The sequence below is a fragment of the Herbidospora yilanensis genome (assembly GCF_001570565.1).
In the GTDB taxonomy this organism is placed as follows: Bacteria; Actinomycetota; Actinomycetes; order Streptosporangiales; family Streptosporangiaceae; genus Herbidospora; species Herbidospora yilanensis.
Window position 1 is genome coordinate 902,256 of sequence record NZ_BBXE01000013.1, and the last position, 16,722, is coordinate 918,977.

Below are 16,722 nucleotides of genomic sequence, written 5' to 3' on the forward strand. Positions count from 1 at the left end.
ATTCCCGTCACCCGCTCTCGGCGAGCCCTGCTCGGTGGCCTTCGGACCACCTTCGCGGGGCTCTTTTCGTCTCTGGGGGCGACCGCAGCCCCCCGATGCGAAGGGGCATGCGCCCCCTCGCACTCCCCCTGGCCGCTTTCGCGTCCCGGCGTCCTATCGCTCCGGGCGAAGGGCTCCGCCCTCACGCTCCCTGGTAAGGCCTCGCTTCGCTCGTCAAACCATTGTTCCGTTACGGCTTCGCCTGGTCGGCCGCCCGACCAGCTCCACCCACCCGACTACTGCGGTCGACGTACTCATATCTGCGGAGAGAATTCATGACGACCCGGCGGGCAGAAACGGGCCACCAGCTTGATCACCGACACGGGATCTGGAGTATTCAGGCGGTCAGCTGATGTTGAAGCGCTGGTTCCAGTTGCCGCTGCACTGCCAGACCTGCAACTTCGTCCCCGCGTGGTAGCTCGCGCCGACCGCGTCCAGGCAGAGGTTGCCCTGTAGGTTGACGAGCTTGACCCAGGGGTCGCCGGTCACCTGCGGCCGTGCGACCCATCGCTGGTTCCTGCCGCCGCTGCAGCGCCATTGCTGGACCCGCGTGCCATTCCCAATCGGCCCGTCGACCGCCATGTCCAGGCACCTGTTGGAGCCGTAGTTGCGCAGCTCGTAGATGCCCGCGAAGTCCGAGGTGGTTCCGGTCCGAACGATGGCCCAGTACTGCGTGTCCCCTCCGGTCAGGGGCCACAACTCGGGCCGCACCCCGTCCCCCTGGAACGGGACCGGAAGATCGATCACCAGGCGGTTCTCCGCGCCGGGCGCCCTCATGACGCTCACGTACACCCCCCGGAGGTCGGCCGAGGCGGGTCCGATCGGCAGTCCCGCGAACAGCGTGAGCCCCGCCACCACCACCATGAGGATCTTTCTGATGCGCATTCGTTCTCCTTCTGCTGTCCTGTCCCACGTCGGGCGCCAAGCATGCGAAGGAGCGGTATAGGTCTGGTATATCCGCAGATGGGGTCGGCAGCCTCAGATGGCCCAGAGCGAGCACGGTGCACGACGAATCAGCCCTCATCGTGGCGGCCACCGAGTTCGGCGCCAGCACCGGCCTGCTCCGGCCACTCCGTTCATGCCTCCGTTACGACCTCACCGCCGAGGCCGGCCAGGCCGGGCCTTTCTCCTTGACCCGCGTCCGGTGGCGATGGGAGCTGAGCCTGAAGTCTTCGACCGACCACGGCTGGCAGGTCAAGGACTTGCATGATGTTCCCCGGCTTTCGTGGCGACGGTGTCATCGGCGAGCGCCGGCGCATTCGCTCGACCATTCGGCGCTGGCGGCACGGCCCGCCGCCTCGTGCGGGCCGGTCGGCCCTCGGCGTAGGCTCACGGGCGCACCGTCGAGCGATGGCGAACGAGAGGAAAAGACCGTCCGTGCATGACTACGACGACCCGGCCTGGGGGCCGCTTCCCGTGCGCCCGGCGCCACTGCGCTGGTTGCTGCTTCTCCCCCTGACCCTGGTGTTCCTGCCGCTGTGGTGGGTGGTGTGGGTCGTCCTGGCGATCTGCTTCTACTGCGTGGCGCCGGTGGCGCAGCTGATCGTTTACATCGTGCCGCGTGCCGAGAACGGCGCGATACGAATGCTGGACGCCACATTGGGCCAATTACCGTTCGTCCCGCTCTGGTGTGTGACCCCGGTGGGGCTGGTGCGGGAGGGCGACACGGCGTACTACCGGGCGCGCGTTGACCAGCGCATCGAGAAGCAGACCCGACGCGTGGAGACCTCCCAGTACCGTCGCGAGTACCACCGCGACCTGGAACTCGGCGCACACTACTTCCGTGGCGCCGGCGCCGGTTACGCCCTGCGCGTCGCATCGGAGCAGGGCTGGAACCTCCACCCGGTGCTGCGCTCGCACCCCCGGCGTCGGCTCCGGCTGCGTCACAACGGCCGGCCACGGCCGGACCTCAGGGCACGATGACCTGGCCGCCCTTCACCGATCGGCTCTGAGCAGGTCGACCGCCGGCGTGGCCACGACATCGTCCAGGCGGGGCCGGCCTGGAGCAGGTCGAGGCGGGTCGCGTCCCGCCGCGGCCTCAGTTGCGCGCGCGGATCACCATGACCAGCCCGGCGATGAACGACCCGAGCAGGACCGGCGACAGGACCGCGAGGCCGCCCCACACGACGAGGCCGAGATAGCCGAGCGCGGACGAACTGTGCGTCGGGTCGGCATCAGCGGCTGCGAACAGCCCCAGGCCGAGGATGACACCGACCACCGTGATCGCGATCGGCGTCCACAGGAGCACGCGGGCCCACACGCGGTACTTCCGGCTGTAGACCCGCCGGGCCGGCCGCACGTTCGGCTGTGGGGGATAGCCGGCGAGTTCGCTCATGTCGCATTTGTACCAGCCCACGCGGCCCCCGGGAGGAGAAGGTGTTCACGTGGGAGGACATCCGCACCTGCACACGGGGGGCGGCGAGCATTTCCCGGGCCGGCCCTTCGCCGAGATCCTGCTCACGCGGCCTCCGCGCCTCCCGCCGCATCACGGGCGCGCCGCCTTCCCGTCAGTCCTTCCTGCTGTCCCAGGGGTCACCGATCCAGCCGTCGAAGGAGGGGATCAGGGCCACGAGGGCGGCCCCGAGCCGCCAGTCCAGCTCCGGTGCGTACAGATGTACCGTGTCCCCGGACGACTTGAACTCAAGCGGGACCTGTCCGCCGGAGCGCCACTTGATGCGGCGTGGGCCGCGCGGGAAGTCACCGCCGCCGCCGCCGAACAGGCTGGCCACGAGGATGAGCGGTAGCAGGGGCGTGCAGAGCCACCACACGCACCACCAGAACAGCCGGCCCTTGTATCCCACCGCGTCGGGGCTGCCGGGGCGGCTCACCGTCCAGCGTGTGCGCAGTCGCCGGCTGAACGCCTTGTCGCGCGTGAACGCACCGAGTGGTTCGCCTTGCGGGCCGAGCACCTTGAACTGTGCCCGCCCGTTGCCCGTGGAGACGGTGACCAGGGTGGCGACCCGCGCCTGGCGATGCTCGTCCGCCCACAGGACGAAGAAGCGGGCTCCGCTCTTCCGGGCCGCGAGGTAGGCGGATATGCCGCCGGGCGGCACCTCGCGTTCGACATAAGCGACCGGCCGCGAAGGTTGCGATCCGTCGGAGAAACTGATCCGGCAGTCGAGTTGCCCGCCAGGGGTGGTCCTCAGTCGCCGCAGTGCTTGCAAGGTCAGAGTGCCGGTCACCTGACGGCTCCTTCGCGCAGTGTTCATGTCGAACGGTCAGCACGAAGGTACGCGTGCGCGGCCCCCATTGTTCCCTTGATGAGGATTTGATCCCTGTTTGCGGTCGGTTGGGCGCTTCTCCGGTGAGCCCCTTCAGACCTTCATGACGATGACGCGTCCGCCGCACAGAGCGGCCAGGTCGTCCGGATCGGAGGTGAGAACCGTCACGGGGCCAGGGGCCGCGAGAGCGGTGGCGCAGAGCATGGCGTCGATGGCGTACTCGTGTCCGTGTGAACGGGTGAGGAACCGAGGCGGCCCATGGTGACTCACGGTCATAAGATCCGCGCCGACCGGCGTGTCCACAGCGCGGGTTCGACTCCCGTCACTCCTTCTCGGGGAGCTTTTCGATGCCTCGGTTCCTTACTCAGGGGAGATGTGCCCGCTCCTGCCTCGGCGGCGGGCAAGTCGCGTACCGATGACCACGGGGGCCATGGCGGCTATGAACCACACGAAGTGCAGCACCACCAGTGCGGCCCACACCCTCTTGTCGGATACCTTCGCCCAGCTCAGCAGCACGGTACCGACCACGATGACGTAGCTGGTCAGCAGATAGCCCCGCAAAATTCCGCTGATCCTCAATGCTCGTCGCACCTGCCCCGACCCGAACCACCACCGCACGGCCGACCAGGCGAGGACCGACAGAGCGACCGCGCCCAGCAGGGGTAGGAGTGCCCCGTCGGTTGCCGGGGGCGCGCCGTCTGCGGCGGTGGCGGCGAGGGATCCTGTCAGGAAGAAGGGCACCATGCAGACGACGGCGGCCGCGGCGGTGGCCGTGATTCGCAGACTCTCTTCGTCGGCCATATGCAGATCGCGCGAAAGTGCTCTTCTCCGGCTGATCGCCACTTCTGGCCGGTCGCCTCTTCGTTTGATTCTGATGAGGCGTACAAGGCCCCAGACAACGGCTCCGATCGCGGCGATGATCAGAAAACCCGGTAAGGAATGTTCGCCGTCTGGACGGTTCTGGTCGATTCTCAGCAGGTGAGCGACACCGTCCCCCGCCATTTGGATGAACTGGCGGCCGGCCACGAGTACGGCGATGACGGCGGGTAATGCCAAGCAACCCAGCCAACCGGTGGTGTCCTTGCTCGGACGGGCCCCAGCCAGCGCCTTCTGGATCTCGGCGTTGCCGGGTGCCAGTTCTGCGGCGTGTTCCAGGGCGGCGACGCCTTCCCTACGGGCGCGAATGCGTCCAGGCGGGTGCGCCAGCAGAGCCTCACCAAGAGCCAGATGGGCCGATGCCTCACCTGGCGCGAGGTCCACGGCTCGGCGTGCCGCGCGTTCGGCCTCGTGTTGCGGCACTCGCAGTTCACCCGCTGCGGTCGCGGCGCGGGCCAAGGCCACATGTCCCCGCCAGTCATGCGGGTTCAGCGTGGTCGCGCGCAAGCCGTGGGAGATGGCCTGAGTGGTGTCACCCAGTTCGCGGAAGATCATGCTGGCGAGAGCCAGGCAGTCGGCGCCTGGGGGCGAGGTCAGGAACATGGCGCGATCGATCAGTTCGCGTGCGGACTCGGCATCCTTCTGTCGAGCGTGGATCAGCGCGTCGAGCAGGACGGGGAACGGTTCCCCGGGGCGTTCCGCGCGAAGGCCGCGCACGAAGGCGGAGGCTTCGCCGAACGATTCCCTGGCACAGAGTTCGCTCACATGGCCGAGTTCGTCCGACACCGGACAAGGTTATGTCCGCGCCCCAAAGAGGGAGCTCACCCCTATGCCCCCGACGGGGAATCCGTCGGGCCCGGAAGGAGTCCGGGTCATCGACCTCGGGTGGCCCGGCCGAGGCGCAGGGCCGAGGCGAGGAAGAAGAGGCCGCCCAGGGTGGCGTAGCCGGCGAGGTTGAGCAGCGATGCGCCGTCCTGGCCGGCCTGCAGGATGAACGACGTTCCGGCCACGGTTGAGATGCCGCCGCTGAGGATCATGGGCCAATGGCCGTCCAGGTGGCGGCGGATGACACCCACGACCAGCTGTGTGACGCCGGACACGACGGCCCAGGCGCCCCACACGCGCAGCACCGCCGGGATGCCCGATGAGGCGGCGACGGCCAGGCCGGCGGCGGTCAGCCAGCTGATGGCGATGTTGGCGTACAGGCTCGGTGCCGGGCCCTTGTCCTTCGACGAGCGGGCGTCGATGACGGCGGCGACTCCGTCGAACAGGGGGTAGAGCACCAGCAGGGCGATGCTGACCGGGCCGAGGCTCGACGCCGTCGCGGCCAGCAGGCCGGCCCAGACCAGGGCCAATGCGAAGCGGGCGAAGTACAGCCGGCGCAGGGAGGTGGCGACGGCGGAGGTGGTGACAGTGGTCATGGGGATCCTCCGGCAAATGAGGTAGAACGTTCGGTATCGCTGCCCAGCCTGACACCATGATGTCGAGCACGTCAAGACCGAACGTTCTGTCTGCTAATCTCGCCATGGTGAAGAACACTCGAGGCCAGGTGTCCGAAGCGCGTGCGCGGCTGCTCGGCACCGCCACCCGGCTCTTCTACATGGAAGGGCTTCACTCCGTGGGGATCGACCGGATCGTCGCCGAGGCCAAGGTGACCCGTGCGACGCTCTACCGGCACTTCACCGGGAAGGACGAGCTCGTCGTCGCCTATCTGCGGGAGGCCGATCAGGCCATTCGCGATCGGGTCGGCGAAGCCCTCGGCAGTGGGAGGCCGGCGGGCGAGATCCTGCGCATGGTGGCCAGGGCCATCGCCGAGGACATCGGGTCGCCCGGGTTTCGCGGGTGCGCGTTCCTCAACGCCGTGGCGGAGTATCCGGACCCCGAGCATCCCGTGCACCGAGCCGTGCTGGCGCATCGCGAATGGTTCCTGCGCACCGTCACCGATCTGCTCGCGCAGGCCGGGAAGACGCCGCCCGAGCTCGCGGGGCGGCATTTCGTCATGTTGCGCGACGGCGCGATGGCGTCGGGCTGCCTGTCCGAACCGGCCGCGGTCGGCGAGACGTTCCTTCAGGGGATCGAGGGGATTCTGCGCGCCGATCCCCTGTAGTAGCGCTTCCCTCCGCGTCGCGGAAGGTCGATCCATGGTGGGTTGGCATCGCGTGGATCGTGTCTCCGCCTGTCCTGCCGGTCATTCCGCATCGGCTGGGGGCGTCCGCCGGGGTGAGGCGCCGGTGGCCGTCAGTGCGGATACGCCCTCGGCGGGCGCGGGGTGATCTCCGCCCGGAAGCCCTCGATGATGGAGCTGATCTGGCGCATCAGGACGGTGTCTTCGAGGCGGTCCAGGTAGAGCGAGCGGCGGGCCAGGGCGTCGGCGTCGACGGCCCAGTAGAGGGCCATGAGCGGGTTGACGAACAACTCGCTGCCCCTGGTGCGCGTGGTGAACTGGACGTCGCCGAACCTGCCGGTCAGGGCCGCCGCGATGGAGCCGTTGACGATGCTCGGGTGTTCGGGGGTGTCGGCTTGGGCGCACGCGACGGCGTCCAGATAGATCTCCGCCGCCCGGCCGGCCCGGGGAATGGAGAAGGCGCCGAGATAGGCGCCCTCTCGGTCGAGGGCCGCCAGGTTCTCCAGCACCTGGACGTGGTTGACCCCGTGATACGCGTCGACGCCGAAACCCAGGCAGACGACGATCTTCTCCGCGACGTCGAGCCGGTGGACGGCGGCCAGGCTGGCCATGTCCTCCTCGGGGGTGCCCAGGCCCGCCTCGTCTCCCCGGAGCAGGATGTCGGTGCCGCCGTCGACCAGCACGATCGCGTCGATGTCCAGGCGTTCGGTCAGCATCCGGTAGGCCGCCCGTAACGGGGTGACGCCGACCTTGGGGAAGGCGTGAACCGTGGAGGGCAGGCCGTGGGTTTCGAGGCAGCGGGCGAGTGACCGTTCGGGGAAATAGGAGTCACGGCCGGCCGTCTCGGGCCCGATCACGGCCACGTTCTCGCCCAGCCAGACGTCGAGGTCGAGGCCGTGGAGGCGGCTGAACGACAGGTTGGCCAGGTGGACCTCCTTGCCCGCCGCCCACAGTTCCACGGCGAGCGGGAGCCCGGCGAAGACGTCGAATCCTCCGCCCGCCCCGGCGATCAGGACGCGGCGGGCCTGCTTGAGCCGGGTGAAAAGAGGGGGTTCGGCCAACGAGAACACGCCGGGAACCTACCGGTGGAATGCCCCGTGGGGCGGGGAAGTTGGCAGCTCGTATGACAACAGTTGCATTCATCGGCAGCGGGCACATCGGCGGCACGGTCGCCCGGCTCGCCGTCGCGGCCGGTTACGACGTCGTCCTGAGCAACTCGCGGGGGCCCGAGACGTTGCGGGACCTGGTCGACGAGCTCGGGCCGAGGGCCAGGGCGGCGACCGCGGCCGAGGCCGCCGAGGCCGGCGACTTCGTGGTCGTCAGCGTTCCGCTGGGCGCCTACCGCCAGGTCCCGGTGGAGCCGCTCGCCGGCAAGACCGTGCTCGACACGAACAACTACTACCCGGACCGCGACGGGGTCTTCCCCGAGCTCGACGCCGACACCACCACGTCCAGCGAACTGCTGCAGGCGCATCTGGCGACGTCCAAGGTGGTCAAGGTCTTCAACAACATCTACTTCGTGCACCTGCGGGCACTGCCGCGGCCCTCGGGCGCGGCCGACCGCAGCGCGCTCGCCGTCGCGGGCGACGACGCCGCCGCGAAGGCGGAGGCGATCGAGTTCCTCGACCGGATCGGCTACGACGCCGTCGACGCCGGGAAGCTCGCGGACGGGTGGCGCTACCAGCCGGGCACCCCTGCCTACGGCGGCCTCTACGCCGGGGACACCGAGAACTTCTGGGAGTCGCCCGGCGTGCCCAGCGACGCCGAGTCGGTCCAGGCGAAGCTGGACGCCGCCCGGCGTTGACGCTCAGGGGATGGCCATGACCTGGTCGTCCGCGTAGGGCACGCAGGCGGTGTCTACTCACCCGACAGGAACTCGCGGGCGCCGCGCAGCCTGGTCTTCAGGTGCCGCTGGGTCAGCCCGCAGTCGAGCCGCACGTCCCGTCGCCCCGCCAGCCCGGCGTCGGCCCGCGTGCCCGACGGCAGCCGGGCCGGGTCGATGCCGTCTCGCCGGGCGATCAGCAGGCCGAGTTCGTAGCGGCTCAGCGCGTCGGTTCCGGCCAGGTGGTGGACGCCCGCGCGCCCCGAGTCCGCGAGTTCGAGCAGGCCCGCCGCGAGGTCGGCGACATGGACGGGGCAGCGCACGTCGTCGGTGAACAGGATCCCGGGCCGGTCGCCCGAGGCCAGCGTGTGCACCAGGGCCTCGTGCGGCGAGCCGCCGTCACCGATGATCAGCGACGTCCGGGCGATCACCGCGGTGGGGTTGACCGTCTGGGCCGCCACCTCCGCCGCCGCCTTGGCCGCGCCGTAGGGGCTGTCGGGGTCGGGGACGGCGTCCTCTGCGTAGGTGACCGCCGCACCGGAGAAGACGGCGTCGCTCGACACCTGCACCAGCCGGACGCCGGCCGTCTCGACGGCGACGTTGGCCGCGCCCACGGCCGTGGTGACCCAGTCGGACTGGACGTAGGCCGCGTTGACGACGACGTCTGGGGCGACCTCGGCGACCAGGCGGGCCACGTCGGCGCGGTCACGGACGTCGAGCGACCGCCAGCCGGCTTCGGCCGCCGCGCCCGGACGGGTGAAGTAGGTGGCGGCCACAACGTGGCCGTGGGCCGCCGCCTGCCGGACGAGTTCGGCGCCCAGGAAACCGGTGCCGCCGACGACCAGGATCTTCATGGCAGCGACCGTAACAAATGGGTTGCATGACCGGCTGGGCGGCCGGAAGGGTCGTCGGAATGCATGCCAACCAGTTGACGGTGTCGCCCCGGATGGTCCGCGCGCTGGTCGACGAGCAGTTCCCCCAGTGGCGCGACCTCGCCGTCACGGGCGTCGTCTCCCACGGGACCGTCAACGCGATCTTCCGCATCGGCGACCGTTACACGGCGCGTTTCCCCCTGAAGCCTCCCGGCGACGTCGAGTCGACGCGGCACTGGCTCGAAGCCGAGGCCGGGGCCGCCCGTGAGCTGGCCGGGCGGACGCGGTTCCGCTCGCCCGAACCGGTCGCGCTCGGCGAACCCGGGGCGGGTTATCCGCTGCCGTGGTCGGTGCAGACCTGGTTGCCCGGGGTCGTCGCCATCGACGACCATCCCGGGGAGTCGGCCGGGTTCGCGCACGACCTGGCCGATCTCATCACCGACCTGCGCGCGATCGACACCCGTGGCCGGACGTTCTCCGGTGGCGGCCGGGGTGGTGAGATCGACGTACACGACGAGTGGGTGGAGACCTGCCTCCGGCAGAGCGAGGCGCTGCTCGACGTGCCGAGGCTGCGCAAACTGTGGGCGGACTTGCGCGTGTTGCCGCGCCGGTCGGCCGACGTGATGACCCACGGCGACCTGCTGCCCGGCAACGTGCTGGTGGCCGGTGGGCGGCTGACGGGGATCCTCGACGTCGGCGGGTTCGGGGCGGCCGATCCGGCGCTCGACCTGCTGAGCGCCTGGAACCTGCTTGAGAGCGGGCCCCGTGAGGTTTTCCGCGAACTGCTCGGGGTCGACGACCTCGAATGGGAGCGGGGGAAGGCGTGGGCGTTCGTGCAGGCGATGGGGTGCGTCTGGTACTACGTGAGAAGCAATCCGGTCATGTCCCACCTGGGCAAACGCTGCCTCGACCGCCTGCTGGCCGACGTGGGCTGACAGCGCGGGTCCTCGACCGCTTTCGGCGATCTCAGGCGATTAGGGTCTCCGCATGAGCGGAAACCGCCGCCTGCTGAGTGTCGTCGGCGAACTCGCCTTATTGGGCTTGGTGTTCGTCCTCTTCTCACGCCTGCACGCCGCCGCCGGAGCAGGCGTCGCCGAAGAGGCCGCGGCCAACGCGCTCGTCCTCCAGTCGTGGGAACACGCCCTGGGGCTGGACATCGAGCCGGCCGCGAATCGATGGCTCACCGGCCATCCGGCGCTCGTTCAGCCGGCGATTCTCTACTACCGCCTCTATTACGTCGTCCTGGCCGCTGTTCTGGTCTGGCTTTTCGTCCGTCACCCGGACGTCTACGTGAAAGCCCGCCGCACCATGGTGCTGATGCTCGCGTTCGCTCTGGTGGTCTTCTTCACGATCCCGATGTCGCCGCCGAGGTTCGCGCTCCCGGGCGTCGTCGACGTCGTCGGATCGAGAGGCGCGAACCTCTATTCCGCCCTGCCCAGCCTCCATTTCGGCTGGTCGCTCTGGGCCGGCTACGCCGTCTGGGCGGCACGCCCACGCCTGGCGGTCCTGGCGTGGGCGTTTCCCGTCGGGATGGCGGTGGTGGTGGTCGTCACGGGCAACCACTACGTGCTCGACCTCGTGGCGAGTGTGGTGCTGCTCGCCGTCGCGGTCGGGGTCAGGAGATGGTCAGAGTCCCGTTGGAGTTCCGTGCGCAGGTCACGACCGTCCGGGTAGCGGCGGTCAGCGCGCCCGAGAGGCACTGGCCGAGGACGGTGTGCCCGGCGGCGTTGGGGTGCCACGACTCCTGGCAGGTCTGGAAGTAGGTCACGCAGGCGTTGGCCGCCCGCTGGATGCGGATCTTGTCCCAGCCCGACAGGCTCGTGACGTGGTTGCCGGTCGGCCCCTCCATCACCCTGACCGGCGTGGCGAGGGTGCCCGACGGGCTGCCGGGGTTCTCGCACAGGCGGGCGCCGTCGAAGGCGCGCTGCACGTCGAGCACGCGCAGGTTGGCGGCCGGGCGTTCGGCGGCGAGGGTGTTGTACGCGTTCTTGACCAGGTCGCCGAGGTTGGTCGAGAAGACGTGGCCGGGGGCGAGGCTGGCGCGGTGGATCGGGCATCCGGCGGCGTACCGTTCCGCGCCGAGGTCGCGGAACTTGTCGCGGGTGTCGGTGCGGCCGTCTTCGTCGCGGTACTGCGGGGCGACGTCCAGAGGCAGGGGGTTCGTGTACGTCTGGAGCACCACCTGGTGCACGCCGTCGGCGTCGACCTGGGCGAGGGTGTCGAGGATCTGGCGCAGGGCCGCGGTGGTCTCGTTGGTGGCCGTGACGACCTCCGCCGGGCTGCCGAGGTCGGACACCGTGCACGGCTCCTGCGGGACGTCTCCCCCGAGATAGGCCCAGAACTCCCACCAGCCGGTCCAGGCGTCGGCGATGAACCGGTTGGCGCACAACGTGGCGACGTCGCCGAAGGTGAACTGGCTGTTGTTGGAGCCGAGGCCGATGAGGACGACGTCGATGTCGTGCGTCTGCGCGACGGCGCGAAGCTGGTCGAGTTGCGACTTGACGGTGCGGCCGTTGGCGCGGGCGCTGGAGGCGTTGGCGACGTCGTGCGGCTGTCCGCCGGAACAGGCCAGGTTGAACCGGTCTTGGATGCCGGGAAGGTCGGCCTTGAACAGGGAGGCGTTGGCGGAGCGGTGGCAGAAGTAGGCGTTGTCGTTGGGCGCCGACCAGCCGGGGAAGCCCTGCGCGGTGCCGTTGGAGTCGACGACGGGCTGATAGTCGCCCGCCCCTTCGCCGCTGACGAAGCTGTCGCCGAGCGCGACGGCCGCCGTCGGAAGCGCGGCCTGGGCCGCGCCGCTCTGGATGACGTGGAGTCCTGCCGCGGCTAAGAGGAGTGCGGTCGTGATCGCTGCTCGGCGGAGTCTGCGCATGCGAAATTTCCTATCAAACTGGCAGGTAATGGAGGGTATTTCGATGACAACACGACTCACTCACCGAGTCAAGATCTTGTGAAGACCGCTTCACCCACAAGACCGCGTATCGGCCCGATCGTCAAGGGGTCCTGTACCGTGCCGTGATGGACGCGATCGCCTTGCTCGACTGGCTGCTGGAGTGTGACGTCGACGCGCTTCTCAGGGTGGACGCCGGCCGGGGCGGCGTCCGGCCGTGGACCTTCGCCGCGAGCACGGGCGAATGGTCCCTGCGCGTGGACGCGTTCTCGGCCGACGAATGCATGGAGAAGACCCTCAAGGCCCTTGCGGACCACGGCCTGGTTCCGCCCGAATGACGTCCATGAGAACGCAGCGCGTCGCCTGGACCGAGCTTCCCGCCGCCGTCACCGACGAATTCGAGACCCGGCTTGGGACGGCGGTCATCGGGTTCGAGGAGCGGCAGGGCGGTTTCTCGTTTGGTGTTCTCGGGGTCGCCTTTCTCGCCGACGGTGACCAGGTCTTCGTGAAGGCGGTTCGGGACGACGCCGGGAACGTCCAGGACTATCGGACCGAGGCCGTGGTCGCCGCCGCGCTCCCCCGCGCCGTTCCCACGCCTCGGCTGCGGTTCGTGTTCGAGGCGGCCGGGTGGTTCCTGCTCTGCTTCGACGTCGCGCCGGGGGCACTGCCACAAGAGCCGTGGCAGATGGACGAGCTGGCCGCCGCGATCGACATGCTCGCGGTCTGCGCGCGGGAGTTGACGCCGTCGCCCGTCGGCGGCCTGCCGACGCTGGGCGAGCGGCTGGCCGGGCGTTGTGAGACCTGGCGCGGGCTGGCGCGCGACGGGCGGTCAGGGCCGGTCGCGGTCGGCGATGTCGGGGAATGGGAGCGGCGGCACCTGTCGCGGCTGGCCTCCGTCGAGGCGGTCTGGAGTGACGTCGTCGTCGGCGACTCGCTCGTCCACTTCGATCCGAGGTTCGACAACATCGTCATCGATCCGGCGACCGGCACGGCCCGGATCGTCGACTGGGGGCGGGCCTGCGTCGGGCCCGCCTGGACCGACAAGGTCTGCCTGCTGCTTCAGTCGGACCTCGGGGGGCTCGATCCCGAACCGCTGCTCGGGCCCGTCGCGGAGCCGGAGCCGGTCGACGCCTTCCTCGTCGCACTGGCCGGCTACTGGACGCTCACCGCCGCCCTGCCGGGGCTGGCGCACGCTCCCCACCTGCGGGAGCGGCGCGAACACGGGCGGCGGGCGACCATCGGGTGGCTGCGGAGCCGGTGGGCGTCGGCGTGAGGACACGATCTGGCCGTTGATCGCGTACTGCCAGAAACGTCCCTGCCGGGTCTCGGTGACGGACCCTGCATGTCACAGATCTGACCTGCGCCGGGCCTCCTCCCCTGCGTCCACGTAGGCCTTCGGGTCTTTGAAGTATTCGTAGGCACGGCTGGTGGCCTTGCGCACCACTGGCGCGGACGGCGGCGACGGCCAGATCTGCAGGTAGTGGTCGTCGACAGCGCAGCGTTCCGCGTCGATGCCGCGCACGTGGTAGCGCAACCGGTAGTCGCCGGGGCCGGCGGGCAACGGGGGGAGGTGGCGGGCGTCGTCGTCGCTCCAGTCGAGCGCCCAGCCCGCCATCACCACCCGGCCGGACGCGGAGCTGTAGCCGATCTCCACAACGTCGTCGTAGCCGTCAAGGTCAGCGCCCGGATCACGGTCGGCGACGGTCACCGTGAACGGGATGCGCCCCCACTGCGTGGAGATCCAGATGTCGGCGATCCCGCTACGCACCTCGACGTAGGCGACCTCCTGACCTGTGTTGGGGGTCTCACCGAGATCGTGTTCGAGCAGGTGGACCTGGCCGCAGTCTTCGACGTGCAGTTCCAGTCGGAGGGTCTGAATCCCGTCTTCAGTCATGATCGCGCAGACTAGAAGCCGCCACCGACAAACCTCGGCTGGCTCTGCCTGTCAGATCTTCTGGTGCAGCGACAACCACGACAACCCGTCGCTCGGCCCGTCGGGCCGCCAGGCGATCGGCATCTGCACGAGCACCGACAACCCCCGTCCCGAAGACGGCTCGATCTCGACCGTGCCGCCGTGCAGCACCACCTGCTGGTGGATCAACGTCAACCCGAGGCCCGTCCCCGGGCTGCCCGCCCGGCGGCTGAACCGGTTGAAGGCCTCCTGGTGCAGCTCACGCGGCATGCCGGGGCCGTCGTCGGCCACGCGCAGCAACGCCACCGTGCCCTCCACCCGGACGGTCAGCTCCACCCGGACCGTCCCGTGGGGGCCGACGCCGTGCACGGCCGCGTTCTCCAGCAGGTTGTCGACGATCATGCGCAGGCCCTCGGGCCAGCCTCTCACCATGGCCGCGTCGGGGAGGTGGGCGACGAAGCGGGCGTGGCGGTGCCTTCGGGTCGCCTCCTGTACGGCCACCTCACTCACCCCCGCCAGGTCGACGTCCTTCAGCGAGTCGGGTTCCATCAGCTCGCCCCGGGCCAGCTGGCGGAGCATCGTGATGAGGCGTTCGAGCCGGGCCTGTTCCATGGCCAGGTCGCGGATGACCTCGACGCGGTCCTCCGGCGGCAGGGTCGGGTAGCCGAGCAGGGCGATGTTGCCGCCCATGCTCGTCAGCGGGGTGCGCAGTTCGTGGGCCGCGGTGGCGGCGAAGGCGCGGGCGGTCTCCAGGGCCTCGGCGGTGCGGTGCACGGCCTCGTCGCGGCGGTCGAGCAGGCGGTTGACCAGGCCCGCCAGTTCGTCGATCTCCCGGGCGCGGGTCTTGCGGGTCAGCCGGCCGTTGCCCGCCCTCACGTCCTCGGTCAGGCGGGTCAGCGGGCGGAGCGTGAACCGGCCGAGGGTCAGTCCGGCGACCGCCCCCACGCCCAGGGCGATCAGGGTGGCGATCAGGAGCTGGTCGTACCGGCCGGAGATCCGGGCGTCGAGCGGGCCCTGCTCCTCGAAGATCCACAGGCGGCCCCGGCGGCCCAGGTCGGTGCTGACGTAACGCCAGGTCCCGGCGGTGGCGGGGGCCGTCGCCGGGGCCGGCAGCTCCGGCGGGACCGCGCCGATGACCAGCGGCTGGCCGCGGACCGGATCGACGTACACGCCCTCGGACGAATCGCCCTCCGCCGGACGGAGGCGGACCGGGCGCTGCGTGTGGTTCAGGGCGAGCGGGGTGAACGCCTGGAGGCGCTGCATCAGCCGTTCGTCGCGGGCGGTGCGCAGGTCGTCGGCCGACAACCGGGCGAACAGCAGGCCCAGCGACCCGACCAGCAGCGGCAGCAGCACGGCCACGCCCAGCGCGAACCTGGTCGACAATCTCACGACCGGACCCGCAGGACATATCCGACGCCGCGGACCGTCTCCAGGATCCTCGGCTCGCCCTCGGCTTCGAGTTTCCTGCGCAGGTAGCCGATGAACGTCTCGACCGCGTTGGCGGTGACCGCGAAGTCGTAGCCCCAGACGCGTTCGAGCAGCACCTCACGCGACAACACGATGCCGTGGTTCCTGGCCAGCACCTCCAGCAGGTCGAACTCCCGCCGGGTGAGCGCCAGCGGCCGGCCGTTGAAGACGGCGTCGCGGCCGTCGGTGTCGAGCACCAGGCCGCCGGCCCGCACGCCCGACCCGACCGGCGCCGCGCCCGAACGGCGCAGCAGCGCCCGGAGCCGCAGCGCCAGTTCAATGAGGTCGAACGGTTTGACCATGTAGTCGTCGGCCCCGGCGGTGAGACCGGCGACGCGGTCGGCGACCTCATCGAGGGCCGACAACATGAGGATCGGGACCTCCGAACCCCGGCGGCGCAGTTCGGCGCACACCTCGATGCCGGTCACGCCGGGCATCGAGACGTCCAGGACGATCGCGTCGACGCGGTCGGCTATCTCCAGCGCGGCCCGGCCGCCGCCGGCCGCCTCCACGGTGAAGCCTTCCAGGGTGAGCCCCCGGCGGAGCACCCGCAGGATCGCCGGGTCGTCGTCCACGGCGAGGATCCGGTGTGCGCCCATCTGCTTTTACCTCCTCCGGCCATATGCGGCCGGACCTGGAAGTTTAGGCCTTACGGTGCACCGTGAAGGGGATCGAGGCGGGGTGGGCCTTGGTCTTGCCGAGGTAGACCTTGCCGGCCGGCAGCGCCTTCGTGTTGATGGTCAGCCCGGAGACGGTGAGGCTGTCGGCGCACGAGGTGCGGAACGAGAAACCGTCGACCCAGCCGTGGTTGACGACCTTGAACGTGATGGTGAGCTTGTCCTCGGACAGGACGACCGAGTCCTGCTTGTGCTCAAGCTTGACCCACTTGAAGTCGCGGATCGGGGCGTTCGAGGTGATGGTGCCGGTGTAGGTCGTGGCCTTGCGCGGCTTCTTCTGCGTGATGCGAAGGTGGAAGCCGGCCCTGTCGTGCCAGAAGTAGTCACCGGCCCGCGCCCCCGGGGTGAGGCCCTTGGGCCTGCCCTGCACCTGGCCGATCCACGGCGCCTTCTCGCACGGGGTGCCGGTGGTCGCCGAGGCGGGCGCGACGCCGACCAGGGTGGCGCCGGCCAGAGCCGCGCCGAGCAGAGCGGGGACGAAGGTACTACGCCGCATGGGAGGGATTCCCTTTCGTGTGAGCGGTTGTGGCGCTCGGGACGATAGGGACCCTTCTTGGCAAGAACCTGAGATTTCAGCTCGGATAGTAAGGTCCGGCGACCAGTGAGTTCATGGCGGTCCACGTGTTGCAGTGCTCGGGGTTGCGCAAGGTGAAACCGCGGTTCATCCAGTACGTGATGTCCTTCGCCGACCCGTAGAAGATGTTCTGCTCCTTGCTCTTCTGCCGCACGACGAACTTCCAGTCGGCCGCGTCTTGCGGCATCGACCGGTAGACACTGCCGGTGAAGGCGCCGGAGAGGCAGGCACTCCGACCGCGAAATCAACC

General features: G+C 69.7%; 21 protein-coding genes. 7 read left to right on the forward strand and 14 right to left on the reverse strand.

Annotated features, from left to right (window positions below; translation table 11 throughout):
• Positions 1-384 precede the first annotated feature (384 nt).
• Entirely contained in the window at positions 385-924 is a 540-nt protein-coding gene (locus tag AW273_RS04300; RefSeq protein ID WP_062345279.1) for an RICIN domain-containing protein, read from the reverse strand.
• A 492-nt stretch (positions 925-1,416) separates the two neighbouring features.
• On the opposite strand from AW273_RS04300, the gene AW273_RS36950 reads away from it, so the two are divergent.
• A complete protein-coding gene (locus AW273_RS36950) occupies positions 1,417-1,962 on the forward strand; it encodes a hypothetical protein (RefSeq protein WP_062345281.1) in 546 nt (181 codons plus the stop codon).
• A gap of 115 nt (positions 1,963-2,077) precedes the next feature.
• Here AW273_RS36950 and AW273_RS04310 read toward each other — a convergent pair whose 3' ends face one another.
• From AW273_RS04310 to AW273_RS04330, 5 genes are all read right to left on the reverse strand, one after another.
• The gene (locus AW273_RS04310) at positions 2,078-2,374 is read right to left on the reverse strand and encodes a hypothetical protein (RefSeq protein WP_157555547.1); all 297 of its coding nucleotides are present in this window, start codon (positions 2,372-2,374) and stop codon (positions 2,078-2,080) included.
• A 172-nt stretch (positions 2,375-2,546) separates the two neighbouring features.
• Positions 2,547-3,221, reverse strand: a complete 675-nt coding sequence (locus tag AW273_RS04315) for a hypothetical protein (protein WP_083949481.1) — start codon at positions 3,219-3,221, stop codon at positions 2,547-2,549.
• Between the two features lie 132 nt (positions 3,222-3,353).
• Positions 3,354-3,530 carry a hypothetical protein gene (locus tag AW273_RS04320; RefSeq protein WP_198167985.1) on the reverse strand — a complete coding sequence of 59 codons (177 nt, stop codon included), beginning with the start codon at positions 3,528-3,530 and terminating at the stop codon, positions 3,354-3,356.
• Positions 3,531-3,620: 90 nt separating this feature from the next.
• On the reverse strand, positions 3,621-4,922 hold the full coding sequence (locus AW273_RS36955; protein ID WP_157555548.1) for a hypothetical protein: 1,302 nt from the start codon (positions 4,920-4,922) through the stop codon (positions 3,621-3,623).
• A gap of 86 nt (positions 4,923-5,008) precedes the next feature.
• On the reverse strand, positions 5,009-5,557 hold the full coding sequence (locus tag AW273_RS04330; protein WP_062345287.1) for a hypothetical protein: 549 nt from the start codon (positions 5,555-5,557) through the stop codon (positions 5,009-5,011).
• Between the two features lie 104 nt (positions 5,558-5,661).
• Between AW273_RS04330 and AW273_RS04335 the strand changes: the two genes are divergently transcribed.
• Complete coding sequence (locus AW273_RS04335; RefSeq protein ID WP_062345290.1) at positions 5,662-6,243, forward strand: TetR/AcrR family transcriptional regulator; 582 nt, start codon at positions 5,662-5,664, stop codon at positions 6,241-6,243.
• A 131-nt stretch (positions 6,244-6,374) separates the two neighbouring features.
• On the opposite strand, the gene AW273_RS04340 is transcribed toward AW273_RS04335, so the two are convergent.
• Positions 6,375-7,331 (reverse strand): DUF1152 domain-containing protein, encoded by a 957-nt coding sequence (locus AW273_RS04340; protein ID WP_062345292.1) that lies wholly within the window; start codon positions 7,329-7,331, stop codon positions 6,375-6,377.
• Between the two features lie 53 nt (positions 7,332-7,384).
• Here AW273_RS04340 and AW273_RS04345 point away from each other — a divergent pair, with 53 nt between their 5' ends.
• Positions 7,385-8,065, forward strand: a complete 681-nt coding sequence (locus tag AW273_RS04345; protein WP_062345294.1) for an NADPH-dependent F420 reductase — start codon at positions 7,385-7,387, stop codon at positions 8,063-8,065.
• A gap of 53 nt (positions 8,066-8,118) precedes the next feature.
• Here AW273_RS04345 and AW273_RS04350 read toward each other — a convergent pair whose 3' ends face one another.
• Positions 8,119-8,937 (reverse strand): SDR family oxidoreductase, encoded by an 819-nt coding sequence (locus tag AW273_RS04350; protein ID WP_062345295.1) that lies wholly within the window; start codon positions 8,935-8,937, stop codon positions 8,119-8,121.
• Between the two features lie 59 nt (positions 8,938-8,996).
• Here AW273_RS04350 and AW273_RS04355 point away from each other — a divergent pair, with 59 nt between their 5' ends.
• Entirely contained in the window at positions 8,997-9,890 is an 894-nt protein-coding gene (locus AW273_RS04355; protein WP_062345474.1) for an aminoglycoside phosphotransferase family protein, read from the forward strand.
• A gap of 52 nt (positions 9,891-9,942) precedes the next feature.
• Positions 9,943-10,629 (forward strand): phosphatase PAP2 family protein, encoded by a 687-nt coding sequence (locus tag AW273_RS04360; protein ID WP_062345297.1) that lies wholly within the window; start codon positions 9,943-9,945, stop codon positions 10,627-10,629.
• Here AW273_RS04360 and AW273_RS04365 read toward each other — a convergent pair.
• Positions 10,571-11,824, reverse strand: a complete 1,254-nt coding sequence (locus tag AW273_RS04365; protein WP_062345299.1) for an SGNH/GDSL hydrolase family protein — start codon at positions 11,822-11,824, stop codon at positions 10,571-10,573. The two genes, AW273_RS04360 and AW273_RS04365, sit on opposite strands and share 59 nt — an antisense overlap.
• Before the next feature lie 146 nt (positions 11,825-11,970).
• Between AW273_RS04365 and AW273_RS36960 the strand changes: the two genes are divergently transcribed.
• Positions 11,971-12,180 carry a hypothetical protein gene (locus AW273_RS36960; RefSeq protein WP_062345301.1) on the forward strand — a complete coding sequence of 70 codons (210 nt, stop codon included), beginning with the start codon at positions 11,971-11,973 and terminating at the stop codon, positions 12,178-12,180.
• 5 nt (positions 12,181-12,185) lie between these two features.
• Positions 12,186-13,115, forward strand: a complete 930-nt coding sequence (locus AW273_RS04375) for a phosphotransferase (RefSeq protein WP_062345303.1) — start codon at positions 12,186-12,188, stop codon at positions 13,113-13,115.
• A gap of 72 nt (positions 13,116-13,187) precedes the next feature.
• On the opposite strand, the gene AW273_RS04380 is transcribed toward AW273_RS04375, so the two are convergent.
• The 5 genes from AW273_RS04380 to AW273_RS04400 form a co-directional block, all read right to left on the reverse strand.
• The gene (locus AW273_RS04380) at positions 13,188-13,736 is read right to left on the reverse strand and encodes a hypothetical protein (RefSeq protein WP_062345305.1); all 549 of its coding nucleotides are present in this window, start codon (positions 13,734-13,736) and stop codon (positions 13,188-13,190) included.
• 51 nt (positions 13,737-13,787) lie between these two features.
• Positions 13,788-15,143 carry a sensor histidine kinase gene (locus AW273_RS04385; RefSeq protein WP_062345307.1) on the reverse strand — a complete coding sequence of 452 codons (1,356 nt, stop codon included), beginning with the start codon at positions 15,141-15,143 and terminating at the stop codon, positions 13,788-13,790.
• Positions 15,140-15,820, reverse strand: a complete 681-nt coding sequence (locus AW273_RS04390; RefSeq protein WP_062345309.1) for a response regulator transcription factor — start codon at positions 15,818-15,820, stop codon at positions 15,140-15,142. Before AW273_RS04390 ends, AW273_RS04385 begins: the two co-directional genes overlap by 4 nt.
• 43 nt (positions 15,821-15,863) lie before the next feature.
• Entirely contained in the window at positions 15,864-16,394 is a 531-nt protein-coding gene (locus AW273_RS04395) for a hypothetical protein (protein ID WP_062345311.1), read from the reverse strand.
• Between the two features lie 76 nt (positions 16,395-16,470).
• On the reverse strand, positions 16,471-16,659 hold the full coding sequence (locus AW273_RS04400; RefSeq protein ID WP_062345313.1) for a hypothetical protein: 189 nt from the start codon (positions 16,657-16,659) through the stop codon (positions 16,471-16,473).
• Between the last annotated feature and the right edge of the window lie 63 nt (positions 16,660-16,722).